Below are 14,201 nucleotides of genomic sequence, written 5' to 3' on the forward strand. Positions count from 1 at the left end.
GGGCCATGGCGCGGCCACGCTCGCGGGCGAGGCGGAAGAAGCCCTCGGCGTCGACGGCGCCGGCGGCGTGCAGGGCGGTCAGCTCGCCGAAGCTGTGGCCGAGGAAGCCGGCCGGGCGCAGTCCGAGTTCGTGCAGGTAGCGGTACTGGCCGACGGACAGCGCGCCGATCGCAGGCTGGGCGTGCTCGGTGGCGCGCAGGGCCGTCTCCTGGCGCTGGCGCTCGGCGGCGTCGAACACCGGCGGTGGGAACACGATCGACGCGAGCCGGCGCGGCGCGCCATCGAAGGCGGCGTTGGCCTCGTCGAAGGCGGCACCGACCGGCGGCACGTTGACCGCGGCTTCCAGGCCCATGTCGAGGTACTGGCTGCCCTGCCCGGCGAACAGCGCGGCGACGGTGACATCCGTGCGGCCGCTCGCGCGGAAGTGGACGCCACGCGGGTGCGACCATTCGGTCGCCTCGAGGTCGCGCTCCAGCTGGGCGATGGCGAGCTCGCGCAGGTCCTCGGCGGTCTCCTCGTCGGCGGCGGCGAACCCGACGCGGGCGGCGTCCGGGGGGACCGCGCCGTCGACCGCCGGCGCGCCGGAGCGCAGCAGCTCCAGCAGCGCGGCGGTGTCGGGGGCGTGCCACAGGTACGCGCGGGCGGTGCGGTGCAGCACCCGCAGGTCGGTGCGGTCGCCGCTGTACTCCTCCAGCACGACGTGGAAGTTCGTCCCACCGAAGCCCATCGCGGAGGCGGCGGCGCGGCGCACGGGACGGTGCGGGTCGCGGATCCACGGCCGGTTGGCGATGTTGACGTAGAACGGAGCGTCGCCGAAGTCGACGGCGCTGTTCGGCCGGTCGACGTTGATCGTCGGCGGGAGCACCTTGTGGTAGAGCCCGAGGGCGAGCTTCATCAGGCTCGCGGCGCCGGCGGCGCCCTTGGTGTGGCCGATCTGCGACTTGACGCTGCCGAGCGCCGCGTAGTGCTTCTCGTCGCTGGCGTCGCGCAGCAGGCCACTCAGCGCGGTGAGCTCGGTGCGGTCGCCGACGGCGGTGCCGGTGGCGTGCGCCTCGAACAGCTCCACCGAGTCGGGGGTGCACTCGGCGTCGGCGTAGGCGCGGTCGAGGGCGACCCGCTGCCCCTCGGCGCGCGGGGCGTAGATGCTCTTGAACCGGCCGTCGCTGGATGAGCCGAGGCCGCGGATGACGGCGTAGATCCGGTTGCCGTCCCGCTCGGCGTCGGCGAGGCGGCGCAGCGCCAGCATGCCGATGCCCTCGCCGAGCAGGGTGCCGTCGGCGTCGTCGGAGAAGGGGCTGATCGTGCCGCTCTTCGACAGCGCCGAGACCTTGGAGAAGCACAGGTAGATGAAGATCGTGTTCTCGGTGTCGACGCCACCGGTGATCATCGTGTCGGCACGGCCGTCGACGAGCTCGGCGATGGCCAGGCGCACCGCGGACAGCGAGGCCGCACAGGCCGCGTCCACTGTCGTGTTGATGCCGCCGAGGTCGAGGCGGTTCGCGACCCGGCCGGCGACCACGTTCGCGAGCAGTCCGGGGAAGGAGTTCTCCTCCCACGGCGCGTAGGCGGTGACGTAACGCTTCACGAGCTCGTCGGCGTCGGCGTCGGACAGGCCCATGCTGCGGGCCGCCTCGCGCAGCACCGGCGTGGACAGCCGGGCGGCCAGCGGGTGCATCAGCGGAACGGGCCCGGTGGTGCCGAGTACGACGCCGGTGCGCCCGGCGTCGTACCAGTCCGCGTCCTTGCCGGCGAGGTCCCGGGCGCCGGCGTCGCGCAGCAGGTCGCGGGCGACGCCGAGGCTCAGCGTCTGCATGGTGCTGGTGACCTCGAGCTGGTTCGGCGGCATGCCGAACTCCAGCGGGCTGAACTCGACGTCCGGGATGAACGCGCCGCGCCGCGAGTAGGTGCGGTCCGGGGTGGCGGGGTCGGCGTCGTAGTAGTCGTCGAGGCTCCAGCGCGACGCCGGGACCTCGGTGGTGCAGTCGGCGCCGTCGACGACGTTCTGCCAGTACTCGCGATGGTTGCGGGCCATCGGGAACAGGCCCGACATGCCGACGATCGCGATCGGGTTGCGGGCGAGCCGCCGGGCGTCGAGGTCGACGGGTTCGCTCGGGCGCGCGGGCTGCGCTGGCTTGGGCACGGGAATCCCTTCTCGGCCGGTCAGGGGGCCGGCTGGACGGTCCGGATCGGTGTGGACGCTCCGGATCAGGCAGCCGTCAGCCAGGACGCTCGCTCGACGAGGTCCGCCATGTCCTCGGCGAAACGGCGGTGTCCGTCGGTGTTCGGGTGCAGGCCGTCCTCGCTCCACAGCCCCCGGCCCGACCATTCGGGCCCGGCGGCGATGTCGAGGTGCAGCGTGCGGGTGGCTTCGCAGACCTCGCGCAGCACGGTGTTCGCGAACGCGAAGCGCTCGCGCAGCAGGTTGCGGAACTCGTCCGGCAGCGGGAGGTTCGCGGGGATGTCCGGGTAGCTGGCGGTGAACACGGTGGTGTCCAGGCCCGCCAGTGACCCGAAGATGGTGTGCAGGTTGCGGGCGAAGCGGTCGGGCGCCCAGTCCTGCACCATGTCGTTGACGCCGACGACGACGCCGATCAGCGGCGCCTTGCGGGCCAGCGCCTGGTGCAGCTGCCGGTCGACGACCTCCTGGGTGGTCGCCTGGTAGGCGCCGAGGTTGCGGGACTCGCGGGGGGAAACCCCCATCCGCCGGGCGAACCGGCGGGCCCAGCCGATGTACGAGCCGTCGGCGCCGACGTCGCCGCGGCCCTCGACGAAGCTGTCACCAAGAGCGGTGAACCTCACTGTGGGCATTGTTCGCCTCCGTGTCGGGGCCGCGGCGCGACGCGATGTTCAGCTGTGGATCAGAGCGCGGGGAGCCGCCCGGGCAGGCCGGGTGGCGTCGCGCCGGAAAGCAGGGTCAGGACTTGGTGAGGAAGCGTCGGTCGGCCGGGAAGTCGACCTTCTCGTAGAGCGCCGCGAGGTTCGCGGGGGCAAAGAACTCCTCGCCCGGAACACCGCCGGAGATGAGGCCGAAGAACTTCGTGGTGTACTCACGGTCCATGCTGGTGGCCCGGAATACCGAGTCATAGTAGGGGGTGAGGCTCAGTTCCGCGAGGCTGCAGGTGAGTTCGAACGTTCCATTGCTCTCCGCGTCGCGGATCTTGGTGTACTCGGCGACGACCTCATCGATCGGGCGGGCGCCGGAAAGGCCCTCGTGCAGCTTCTCGGCGAGTACCTCGCTGTACTTCAGGGCGTCGGTGATGCCCCAGCCGGTGAACGGGTCCTTGTGGTAGCCGGCGTCGCCGACGAGGGCCCAGCCGGGACCGGCCGAACGGCGGTAGAAGTTGTCCGGGTAGGACATCGCCCGGAAGTTCTCCTCACGCTTCCCGTTGGCCCGGATGTCGTCGCCGAGCACCGGGTCGATCTGGTCGAAGATCTCCTGGAAGCTGCCGTCGATGTCGGCGCGGAACTCCCGCAGCCGCTCCCGCCGGCGCATGACGGCGACCAGGTGCTGGTTGTCGTGGGTCGGCCAGACGCCGAACTGCTGCGGGTCGTTGCCGGTCCGGTGCTGGAACTCCCAGTCCAGGCCGCTGTAGTACGAGTAGTAGACGAAGCAGGCAGCCGGGACGGAGCGGTAGATCTCAGCGCCGACCAGGCCCGCGACCGTCGAGTTGCGGCCGTCCGCGCCCACCACGAACTGCGAGCGGAACTCCTGCTCGGGACCGTCGCCGAACCGGCCGCGAATGCCGGCCGCGCGCCCCTCGGAGAAGATCACCTCGGTGACGGTGAAGCCTTCGAGAACCTCGGCACCGGACTTCCGGGCCTCGTCGACCAGGATTTCGTCGAGGATGGTCCGGCGCGGCGAGTACGTCGCGTCGATCCCGTCGATCGGATCGGCGAAACCCTCGAGGAAGATATCGGTGTACGAGAAGTTCAGGTGGCGCATCGGCGGCACTCCGGTCGCGACGAGGCGGTCCAGAATCCCCCAGTCCTGCAGCCGGGAGAGGCCGGCCTGGTGAATGTAGTGGGTGGACACCGTGTCACTGGGGAACGTGGCGCGGTCCACCACGAGAACCTTGTGGCCGCGCCTTGCGAGCAGCATCGCCAGGGGCGATCCGGCGCAGCGTGCGCCCACCACGATGACGTCGTACATCTGCGGGGTCCTCCCGTTGTCGGCCGGCGGCGGCCGGCTGCGTTCGGTGCGGGCTGGGGTTCCTTGTCATGGTGCTGACCTGGCAGATCCATGGTCAACGGACCGGCCGACATGTCATCGGCCGATAAGTCGAGACAATCGAGTGGCCGATATCACTGGTAAAGAAATGCGATCGCGTCGGTGAAATCCCGCTCGATGGCGGCGCGACGCAGCTTCATCGATGGGGTCAGATGACCACCGTCGACGGTGAAGTCGGTCTCGAGGACGCGGAACCGGCGGATCGACTCGGCCCGGGACACCAGACTGTTCGCGTCGTCGATGGCGAGCTGCAGCTCGGCGAGCAGCCGCGGGTTGTCCCGCCAGTCACCGCCCGCCCCCTCGCCGTCCACACCGTCGCCGTCCACACCGTCGCCCGCGCCCGCGCTGTCGCCCGCGGCGGGCGTGAGCGGGACGCCGTTCGCGGCGGCCCAGGCCGCCAGTGGAGCGGCTTCCAGGGTGAGCAGCGCCGAGACGAACGACCGGCCCTCGCCGACCACCATGCAGTTGCTCACCAGCGGGTGCAGCCGGACCCGGTCCTCCAGCGGGGTGGGCGCGACGTTCTTGCCGCCGGCGGTCACCAGGATCTCCTTGCGGCGACCGGTGATGACCAGGTAGCCGTCGTCGTCGAGATGACCGACATCGCCGGTGTGCAGCCACCGCTGCTCGGACGGTCCGGTGGCGTCGCGGCTGACGTCGCCCGCCGCGCGCGACCAGTAGCCCGGGGAGACGTTGGCGCCCGCCACGAGCACCTCACCGTCGTCCGCGATGGCGACCGTCGTGCCCGGGATCGGCCGTCCGACGGTGCCGCGCCGGTTCGTCGCCGGCTGGTTGACGGTGACCGCGGTCGCCGCCTCGGTGAGGCCGTAGCAGTTGAGGACGTTGACGCCGGCACTGGCGAAGAACGCCTCCGTCGTCGCGTCCAGCGACGCCCCGCCGGAGATCACCTGGGTCAGCCGCCCGCCGCACACCGCGGCGACCTCGTCGTGCGGCAGGTCCCGCACCCGCTTGCGGATCTTCTCCAGCGCGTACGGGACGAGGGCCAGGAAGCTCGGGCGGATCGTGCGCATCGCCGGCACGAGTTCCGGCACGCCCGGCAGCAGCACCGTGCGGGTGCCGGCGTACAGGCAGGCCAGCAGGATCGTCTGGCCGAACACGTGCGACAGCGGCAGGGCGATCGCGCTGGTGGCCTGGGTGCCGTCGGGGGCGGTGCGGAACAGGTCGCCGGTGTGCTCGACCGTGCCCGCGGACGACGAGAACGTGTTCCGGTGGGTCAACACGGCACCCTTGGCCGGTCCGGTGGTCCCACTGGTATAGATGATCATGGCGATGTCGTCGGCGCGGACCTTCGCGGCGCGCTGGGCGAACTCGTCGGCCAGCCGCGCCCGCTCGGCCGCGTCACGCGGCAGGGCACCGTCTCCGCCGGCCCGGGCGCCGTCCGCACCGCTGTCACTGGCATCACCAGCGTCACCGGCATCACCAGCGTCACCGGCGTCACCGGCGCCGGTCAGCCAGGTGTCGATCTGGGTGAGCGGCCAGGTCGGGTGGCGCAGGGTGTCGCCGCCGGCGTCGCCGACGAGGCGCACCTGCTCGTCGGTCTCCGCGAACGCCCAGGCCACCGCGGAGTCGGTGACGGTGTGGCGGACCTGCGTCTCGGACGCCGTCGGGTAGACAGGGACGATGATCGCGCCGATCGCCTGGGCCGCGTAGCTGAGCAGTGCCCACGGGTAGCTCGTCCGCCCCATGATGGCGATCCGGTCGCCGTGCGCGACCCCGAGGGCGAGCAGTTCGGTTCCCACGATCCGAAGGTCCTCGGCGAGTCGCCGGCCGTTGATGTCCTCGGAGGTGCCGGCCACGCCGTCCGTCCGCACCAGCACGACCCGCTCCGGGTGGAGCCGGGCGCCGGTGTCGATCACGGACCAGACGCCCTGGTCGTCCGGCAGGACCACGGCGTCGGCCGTGGTTGATTTCCGCACGTTTCATCACCTTCCCGCGGTAGCCCGGGCGTCGTTTCACCGTGAATATCACGGTGAAACGCGGCCACGATTCCATGCCCGAGTCTCGGATTATCCCGACAAGGCGGCAAGGCGATTCATTCTAATGCATTGAACGGTCGGGGTTCCCTATCGCCGGGCGCGCGGCTCGGGCCCCCGGTAGGCTGGAATCTGGAATGGCCGCGCCGCCTCGATGCACTCGACGAACACGTCGACCAGCGGCGCCGTGTTCGCCGTCCGCCACACGGCGTACAGGTCGAGGGTGGGCACCGGGTCGTAGAGCTGAACCGGCGTTGGCCGGGGCCCGCCCACGGCGGAGCCGATGTGCAGTCCGCGCGTCACGGAGGCGAAGCCGACCAGCGGTTTCACCGAGACGACGATCGCCGTGGCGCTGGGGTCGTCCACCTCGTGGGCGACGGACAGCGTGATGCCGCTGGCCTCCGCCGCCGCCTGGATCGCGTCGTACATGGCCGGGCTCTTCTCCCGTGCGAACAGCACGCACTGCTGGCGGGCGAGCTCGCCGAACGGAATGCCACCGCGCCCGGCCCAGACATGACCATGCCCCACCACCGCGACCAGCGGAATACGGAACAACCGCCGGGAGGTGAACTCGGGGGACGTCGGACGGCCGTAGACGATGGCCACGTCCAGCTCGCCGGAGGACAGCGCCGACAGCTGCGGTCCGGTGCGCTGCTCGACGAGGGTCACGCTCACGTCCGGATATTCGGCTGACATTTTGGCCAACGCCGCCGGAACGACATGCTGACCGCCGGGGAAGTTGTAGCCGACGCGTACCACACCGGTGCGGCCGGCGGCCACCTCGCGGGCGGTGTGTGTCGCCTTCCGCATCTGCGAGATGATGGTCCGCGCCTCCGTCTCGAAGGCCCTCCCCGCCGCCGTGAGCCGAACGTCGTGCGACGTTCGGGCCACGAGTTCGACGCCGAGGTTGCGTTCCAGTCGTTGTAGTTGCTGACTCAACGAGGGTTGGGAAAGATGTAGGCGAGCGGCAGCGCGGCCGAAATGCAGTTCTTCCGCGATTGCCAGGAAGGACACCAGATGCCGCAACTCCATGGCCACCTCCACAGGGGCATCGAGTGTCAGCCTAACGGCGCCAGCTAACCCCTGGTGAACCACACCTTCCCACCATGGGTCACCGGAGTGGCGAACGCCTGCCGCGGGGCGTGAGCCCGGCCACACCGAACACCGCGTCACCGCTCCCCTACAGATGAACAACTTTTTCGCGAACTGGCCGGCCCGACCGCGCCCGATGGTCCCCAGGCGACCGGACGCGTACGGATCGCCTACCGTCCGGACAGCTGCACGCGCAGTTCCTGGATTCCCCGGACGATCAGGTTCGGCCGGTAGGGCGGCGGGTCCGCCAGCGCCGTCATCCGCGGCGCCCGCCGGGCCAGCGCGCGCAGCAGCAGCTCGACCTCGAGGCGCACCATCGGCGCGCCGATGCAGTAGTGGTGGCCGCGCCCGAAGCCGAGATGGCGCGCCGGGCGGGCACCGCGCGCGTAGCGGGCCAGGTCGAGCCGCTCGGCGTCCGGATAGACGTCGGCGTCCCGGTTCGCCGCCGCGAGCAGGATGATCACACCGTCACCCTCGGCGAACGACTCCCCGGACACCTCGGTGTCGCGCACCGCGCGGCGCGTGGTCAGGTGCGACGGGGTGCAGTAGCGCATCAGCTCGTCGACCGCCGGGCCGGCGAGGTCCGGGTCGGCCTGCAGCGCCGCGTACTGGTCCGGGTTGCGCATCAGGGCGTGGAAGGCGCCGGAGATCAGGCTGACCGTCGTCTCGTGCCCGGCCACCAGCAGCACGACCAGGGTCGAGAGCATCTCGTCGGCGCTGAGCCGGTCGCCCTCCGCCTCGGCCAGCGCGAGCCCGCTGATCAGGTCGTCGGCCGGCTCCGCCCGCCGCCGCGCGACGAGGTCGGTGAAGTACGCACGGAACCCGCGGGCCGCGGCCTTGCGCTTCTCGACCTCCTCGGGGCTGAGCAGGATGTCGGGATCCAGGCCGCGGGCGAGCCAGTACGACATCGACCGCACCGCGCCGTGGTCGGCCGCCGGCACCCCCATCAGCTCGGCGATCATCGTCAGTGGCAACGGGTAGGCGATCGCCTCGACCAGGTCGACCTCGCCGGCGGTGATCGCCGCGTCGAGCAGCTCGTCGACGAGCCCGCGGCAGCGCTCCCGGGTCGCCTCGATCCGCCGGGCGCTGAACGCCTTGCTCACCAGCCGGCGGATCCGGGTGTGGTCGGGCGGTTCCATCCACAGGAACGAGGTCGGCAGGTCGGAGCCGTCGCTGTCCGGGTGCATGAGCTCGCGTTCCTCGGCGTGGCTCCACGCCGGGTCCTGCAGGATCGCGTCGATCTCGCGGTAGCGCGTCACCAGCCGCATGCCGAGCGGCCCGGGCACGAACGCCCCGGCCTCGCGCAGCACCTGATAGCTGGGATAGGTGTCGTGGTGCCAGGCGGGATCGAACACCCTGCCCGCCGCCTGCTCGACGGTCGGCGGGTCGATGACGGTGGTCACGGCGAGCCTCCAGGTCGCTCGGTGGGACGCGTGGGACGCATGGGACGCGTCAGGCGCGTCAGGCGCGTCAGGCCGGGATGGCCCGGGCGGCGCGCACGAAGCGCTCGAGCTCGTCGACACGCTCGGACGGGGCGTCGACCGCCCGGCGCGCCACCCGGACGAGGTGCTCGTACGCCTCGGTGTGGTCGTAGCGGGCGGTGTCGGCGATGCGCAGCGCCCAGCGCCAGTAGCCGCCCAGGGTGTCCGCCAGCGGCATCCGGAACTGGGCGATGGCGTCGCGCATCGGCTCGACGACCGCGTCGCCGTAGGTGCGCAGGTACAGCTCCACCATGTCGGCCATGAAGGTGAAGTGCCGCGCCTCGTCCCGGCTGAGCCGGTTGAGCACGTCGGCGAGCACCGGGTCGCCGACGACGGCCCGCAGGTTCTGGTAGTAGATCTGGGTCGCCTTCTCCTGCACGAGCGTGTAGGCGAACAGCGCGGCGGGATGGTCGTGCGGCAGCGAGAACTCCTTGCGGCCCTCCACGGCCAGCTCGCGCCGCAGCGACTCGGCCGTCGCGATCCCCGACTCCACCTGGTAGCGGAACAGGGCGCGGGCGTGGCTGTCCTCCTCCGCCGCCCAGCGCACGGTGAAGTGGTAGATCTCGCGGTTGAGCAGGAACGTCTCGACGTCGACGTCGGCGTCGAGGGGGAACCGGCTGCCGTAGACCGCGAAGTAGCCCGGCAGGTGGTCCTCGATGAAGGAGATGAAGCGGACCGCGGAGCGCTGACCGTCGGTGAGCCGGTCGGCGTCGGCCGCCGCCCAGTCGAAGTCACGCTCGACGTCCCAGCGCCGCGTCACCGGCGAGGCGGTCATGAAGGCGGTGACGGCGGTGTCGAGCGCGTCGGCGGGCAGGCCGACCGACCGCGGCGGCACCGACCCCGTGGGGGCGTTCGCGTCGAGCTCGGAGTTGCGGACGGACGGGGACGACGGGCCGGCCGTGGTTGTCATGGGGTTCCTCCGGGACGGGCGGGGCGGCCACGCCGGCCGCCGTGACGGCGCGCGGGTGCGCCGGCGCGAGTCACGCCCGCGCACCCGCGCCAGCCGCCTGGCGCTGCTTGCCACCTGGCCAGGCACCTCACCTGGCGGGGCGTCCTACCTGGCGTTGCGGCAGATCAGGGCGTAGTGCTTGGTCGTGAACCCCCAGCCGGCGTTCGCGACCTCGAGGTAGCGGGTGAGCTGCGCCGCCATGCCGGGACGCAGCGCGTCGATCGCGTCGGCGGCGGCGCTGACGTTCACCAGCCAGTCGTCGATGGTGAGCCGGTAGTCCTCGGTGAGGTCCTCGACGTCGTCCACCGAGAAGCCCGCGTCCTCGACCGCGCGGACGAGCTCCGACAGCGGGCGCATGTCACCCCAGCCGAAGATGGAGTTGCGGACGAACTCGGTGCCAGTGCGCTTGTCGAACTCGTCGCGGGCGGCCGCGTTGCGGAAGCACGTCTCGGACACGTAGTAGCGGCCGCCGCGGCGCAGCATCGCCCGGGCGCGGCGCACGGCGACGTCGACATCGGGCATGTGCACGATCGAGCCCAGCATGGTGACCGCGTCGAAGGAGCGCGCCGGCAGGTCGAGGTCCTCGAACCGACCGACCGCTGTGGTGACGCGATCGGTGACGCCCAGTTCCGCCGCCCGGCTGGCGATGTACTCGTGCTGGCGGCCAGCGGGGCTGATCCCCGTCACCGCGGTCTGGTACTCGCGGGCCATGAAAAGGATCAGCGAACCCCAGCCGCAGCCGGCGTCGAGCAGCCGCTGCCCGCCGCCCGGGGTGAGCCCGAGCCGCTCGGCGACCCAGTGCAGCTTGGCCTCCTGCGCCTCGGCCAGCGTGATCCCGGGCGTGCGGTACATCCCGGAGGAGTACTTGCGCAGCGGGTCGAGGAACAGGCCGAAGATCCGCGGGTCGAGGTCGTAGTGCTGGTTGGTCTCCCCCGGCCGGCTCGGCGTGCTCGGCGTGCTCGGCGTGGCGATGCCGGCGTCGGCGGTGGTCGTCACGCCTTCACCTGCAGCGCACTGGCGACGACGGCGGACAGGTCGGCGACGGACGAGACGCCGAACACGTCGGCGTCGTCGAGTTCGACGTCCCAGACCTGCTCGACCTTGGCGACCACGCGCAGCAGCCGCACGGAGTCCGCGCCCTCGATGCCGCGCAGGTCGGTCTCGGGCGCCAGGCCCTCCGCCGGGACGCCCAGCTCGGCGGCGACGATCTCGGTGATCCGGGCGACGATGTCGTCGGGTTCGGTGCTCACGCCATCTCCTGTGCGGTCTGGCTGCCCGCGGTCGCGGTCAGCGCCTGGTCGAGCCGGCCCGCCTCGGTCGCGCTCAGCGCGATGCGCTCCCGGGCGGTGCCGAACGGGACGTTGCGGTAGGTCGCGGTGGCGGTCACGGCGGTGGTGCCGTCGGCGTCGAGGATCTCCGCCGTCGCCGTGGTCAGCGGGCCGCCGGGGTCGTCCGAGCCCAGCCGGGCCACGCAGGTGTAGGCGGTGCCGACGCCGACCGGGCTGAGGTAGCGCAGCCGCAGGCTGACGGTGAACGCCACCAGCCCGGTGCGCACGACGATGAGGTTGCCCATCGTCTCGTCGCACACGACGCCGAGCAGGCCGCCGTGCACCACCCCCGGGTACGACTCGTAGCTGCGGCCCAGCTTGAAGGACGTCTGCAGGCCCTCGGGATGCTCGGTGAAGGCGAGCGCGATGCCGTGCGGGTTGTGCGGCGAGCACCCGAAGCAGCGGTAGTCCTCCAGCACCGCCCAGGGCAGCTCCGGCGCGGCCGGCGCGGCGGACACCCCCATCGGCGTGGGGGCGTCCAGCGGGGCGGACGTGTGCGGCGCGGTCACGCGAGCGCCTCGGCGAGGCGGCGGCGGATACGGCCGTTGGTGCTGACGTCGAGTCCGGTGAGGGCGGCGAAGGCGCGGCGGATGTTCTCCTGGAGCCGGTCGAGCTCACCCTCGGTGGCGATGCCGGCGAGGAACATGTCGAACGCCGTGTCGATCGTCTCGTGGTCCTCTACTTCGGCCAGGCCGCTCTTGAACACCCCGACCGGATGCTTGATGCGCTGCTCGGACGTGTAGACGTAGAGCGTCTCCAGCACCGAGGACAGCTCGTCGGGGTGGCTGGCGAGACGGCGGCGGGCGTAGTGGAGGAACTCGCGGGCGTGCCCGGCCTCGTCGCGGCTGGCCCGGGTCATCAGCCCGCGCAGCACCGGCTCGTCGACCCAGGCGGCGACCGAGCGGTAGACGTGGTTGACGGTCAGCTCAGAGATGATGTTGGTGGCGAGGGTGGCGCACGGCGTCGTGCCCGGCGCGTAGGGGGCGCGCATCGCCTGCACGGGCTCGATGGGCATGGCGACGCCGACCGCGTCGAGCCAGGTCCGGAAGGCGAAGTGGTGCTGGAGCTCCTCGTAGCCCCAGACCGCGACGAACGCGGAGAAGTCGTAGTCGTCGAACTCGTTGAGGAACCCGTGCTGGGCGGCGATGGAGTTCGCCTCGCCCATCACCGAGCTCTTGACCATGGTGACGTACTCGGGGCGCACGTCGTCCGGGCGGATCTCGTCGAACGGGAGATCCTCGATCGCCCAGCGCTTGCGCTCGTAGTGGCGGAAGACGTCGTAGCCGTGCATCTCGGGTCTGGCCTCCGTCGGGGTTCGGGGGTCGGGCCGCGGGTCACCGCGGCCGGGAGCGGGCCAGGTCACGGGCCTCGGCACGGCGGAACTTCCCGCTGGATGTGCGAGGCAGCGCGTCCGGTGCGACCAGGCGCACCGCGACCTCGGACAGGCCGAGCGCCGCGGCGACCGACGCGCGCAGCTCGGCCTCCAGCAGGACGCGTCCCCCGGCGTCCTCGAGGCTGGTCTCGGCGATCACGGTCAGCGTCTCGCCGCCCGCGTCGTCCATGTCCGCGACGGCCACGCACCGGCGGCGGTGGACGCCCGGCGCGTCGCGGACGAGGGCTTCGGCGTCCTCGGGGTAGTAGTTCACCCCTCGAATGATGATCATCTCCTTGCGGCGACCGCTGATGTACAGCTCGCCGCCGGCGACGAAGCCCAGGTCACCGGTGCCCAGCCAGGCGTCGCCGGCCGCCGGTGAGCCGGCTCCCGCAGCCGCCGCCGCTGCCGCTGCCGCTGCCGCGCGCAGGGTGATGGTCGGGTCGGCGTCGGCGGTCAGGTAGCCGGCGGTGACCGCGTCGCCGCCGATCTCGATCTCGCCGACCGTGCCATCCGGCAGCGGCTGGCGCTTCTCGTCGACGACGCGCAGCCGCATCCCGCGGACCGGCCCGCCGAGCGCGACCAGACCGCGCGCGCCCGGCGAACCGGCCGGGGCCGGGTTCGCGACACCGTCGCGGGCGAGGCGATCGCGGTCGACCCAGGTGGTGACCGGCCCGCGACCGAGCGGCGGGAAGGTGACGGCGAGGGTGGCCTCGGCCATGCCGTAGACCGGGAACATCGTCTCGGCGGCGAACCCAGCCGGGCCGAAACGCTCGAGGAAACGGTCGACGGTGGCCGGGTTCACCGGCTCGGCGCCGTTGAACGCGATCCGCCAGCGGCGCAGGTCCACCCCCACGAGCTCATCCGGGCCGACGGCGGTGAGCAGCGCGTCGTAACCGAAGTTCGGCGAGGGTGAGACCGTGCAGCCCATCGCGGCGAAGTCCCGCAGCCACCCCGCCGGATCCTTGATGAACGTCGACGGCGCCCAGACCGTCATCGGCGTGCCGATCAGCACCGCGGCAAGCGTCCCGAACAGCCCCATGTCGTGGTAGAGCGGCAGCCAGGTCGCGCCATGGTCGCCCGGACGGCCGAGCTCGATGCCGTCGACGATCGCCGCCGTGCCGTGCACGACGTTGCGGTGGGTCAGCACGACGCCCTTGGGCAGGGAGGTACTGCCCGAGGTGAACTGCACGATCGCCACATCCGACTCGGCGACGACCGGCAACCCGCCGCCGCGCCCGCCACCGGCCGCCGACCCGCCGAGCCTCACCGCGCCGCCGCCGCCGGCCGCCGGTCCATCGCCGGCCGCCGTCGTGGCGACCCCGGCGAAGCTCAGTCCGGACAGGATCGGGCCGAGCCGGCGCACGATGCCGTCGACTCCCGCACCGGTCACCACCCGGCGCGCGCCCGCCGCGGCCGTGACCGCGACCAGCCGGGCGGCGTAGCCGGCGAGGTCGGCGGCGGAGGTGGGCAGCGGCAGCGGGCAGGCGACAGCGCCCGCCCGGGTGACGCCGATCACCGCGACAAGGAAGTCGGCGTTGTTGCGGCTGAACACCCCCACCCGCTCCCCCGGCTCGACGCCGTCGGCGACCAGGCCCCGGGCCAGGGCGACCGTCGCGTCGGCGAGCTCGGCCAGGCTCACCCGCTCATGAGAGCTGGGGAAGGTCACGGCCGTGTCGGGGTGGGCCGCGGCCGCCTCGTCGAGGGCGCCGGGCAACGTCAGGCCACGCATCAGATGTGCTCCCGTCCGGTGCGGGTGG

At 72.1% G+C, this 14,201-nt stretch carries 12 protein-coding genes and 1 pseudogene; all 13 read right to left on the reverse strand.

The window, feature by feature from the left end:
* Positions 1-2,140: type I polyketide synthase (locus C1A33_RS09110; RefSeq protein WP_115537932.1), on the reverse strand; the 2,140-nt coding region annotated here is incomplete at its 3' end.
* 65 nt (positions 2,141-2,205) lie between these two features.
* Positions 2,206-2,808 carry an SGNH/GDSL hydrolase family protein gene (locus tag C1A33_RS09115; RefSeq protein ID WP_101831085.1) on the reverse strand — a complete coding sequence of 201 codons (603 nt, stop codon included), beginning with the start codon at positions 2,806-2,808 and terminating at the stop codon, positions 2,206-2,208.
* A gap of 106 nt (positions 2,809-2,914) precedes the next feature.
* Positions 2,915-4,150, reverse strand: coding sequence for an NAD(P)/FAD-dependent oxidoreductase (locus C1A33_RS09120; protein ID WP_101831086.1), 1,236 nt, complete (start codon positions 4,148-4,150; stop codon positions 2,915-2,917).
* Between the two features lie 152 nt (positions 4,151-4,302).
* Entirely contained in the window at positions 4,303-6,162 is a 1,860-nt protein-coding gene (locus tag C1A33_RS09125) for an AMP-dependent synthetase/ligase (RefSeq protein ID WP_101831087.1), read from the reverse strand.
* A 147-nt stretch (positions 6,163-6,309) separates the two neighbouring features.
* On the reverse strand, positions 6,310-7,029 hold the full coding sequence (locus C1A33_RS09130; protein WP_341477203.1) for a LysR family substrate-binding domain-containing protein: 720 nt from the start codon (positions 7,027-7,029) through the stop codon (positions 6,310-6,312).
* Positions 7,030-7,125: 96 nt separating this feature from the next.
* Positions 7,126-7,251 (reverse strand): annotated as a pseudogene (locus tag C1A33_RS38300) (LysR family transcriptional regulator); the annotation flags it as partial.
* A gap of 230 nt (positions 7,252-7,481) precedes the next feature.
* Positions 7,482-8,714, reverse strand: coding sequence for a cytochrome P450 (locus C1A33_RS09135; RefSeq protein WP_101831088.1), 1,233 nt, complete (start codon positions 8,712-8,714; stop codon positions 7,482-7,484).
* A 67-nt stretch (positions 8,715-8,781) separates the two neighbouring features.
* A complete protein-coding gene (locus tag C1A33_RS09140; RefSeq protein ID WP_101831089.1) occupies positions 8,782-9,702 on the reverse strand; it encodes an acyl-ACP desaturase in 921 nt (306 codons plus the stop codon).
* A gap of 144 nt (positions 9,703-9,846) precedes the next feature.
* Positions 9,847-10,737, reverse strand: a complete 891-nt coding sequence (locus tag C1A33_RS09145) for an SAM-dependent methyltransferase (RefSeq protein WP_101831090.1) — start codon at positions 10,735-10,737, stop codon at positions 9,847-9,849.
* Complete coding sequence (locus C1A33_RS09150) at positions 10,734-10,991, reverse strand: acyl carrier protein (protein ID WP_101831091.1); 258 nt, start codon at positions 10,989-10,991, stop codon at positions 10,734-10,736. The genes C1A33_RS09145 and C1A33_RS09150 overlap by 4 nt, the downstream gene beginning before the upstream one ends.
* Complete coding sequence (locus C1A33_RS09155) at positions 10,988-11,578, reverse strand: PaaI family thioesterase (RefSeq protein ID WP_243407345.1); 591 nt, start codon at positions 11,576-11,578, stop codon at positions 10,988-10,990. The genes C1A33_RS09150 and C1A33_RS09155 overlap by 4 nt, the downstream gene beginning before the upstream one ends.
* Entirely contained in the window at positions 11,575-12,360 is a 786-nt protein-coding gene (locus C1A33_RS09160) for a ferritin-like domain-containing protein (protein ID WP_101831095.1), read from the reverse strand. Before C1A33_RS09160 ends, C1A33_RS09155 begins: the two co-directional genes overlap by 4 nt.
* 43 nt (positions 12,361-12,403) lie before the next feature.
* Positions 12,404-14,201 (reverse strand): AMP-binding protein (locus C1A33_RS09165; protein WP_341477202.1); only part of this gene is annotated, 1,798 nt, incomplete at its 5' end.

This window comes from Frankia canadensis (assembly GCF_900197875.1).
GTDB classification, from domain to species: domain Bacteria; phylum Actinomycetota; class Actinomycetes; order Frankiales; family Frankiaceae; genus Frankia; species Frankia canadensis.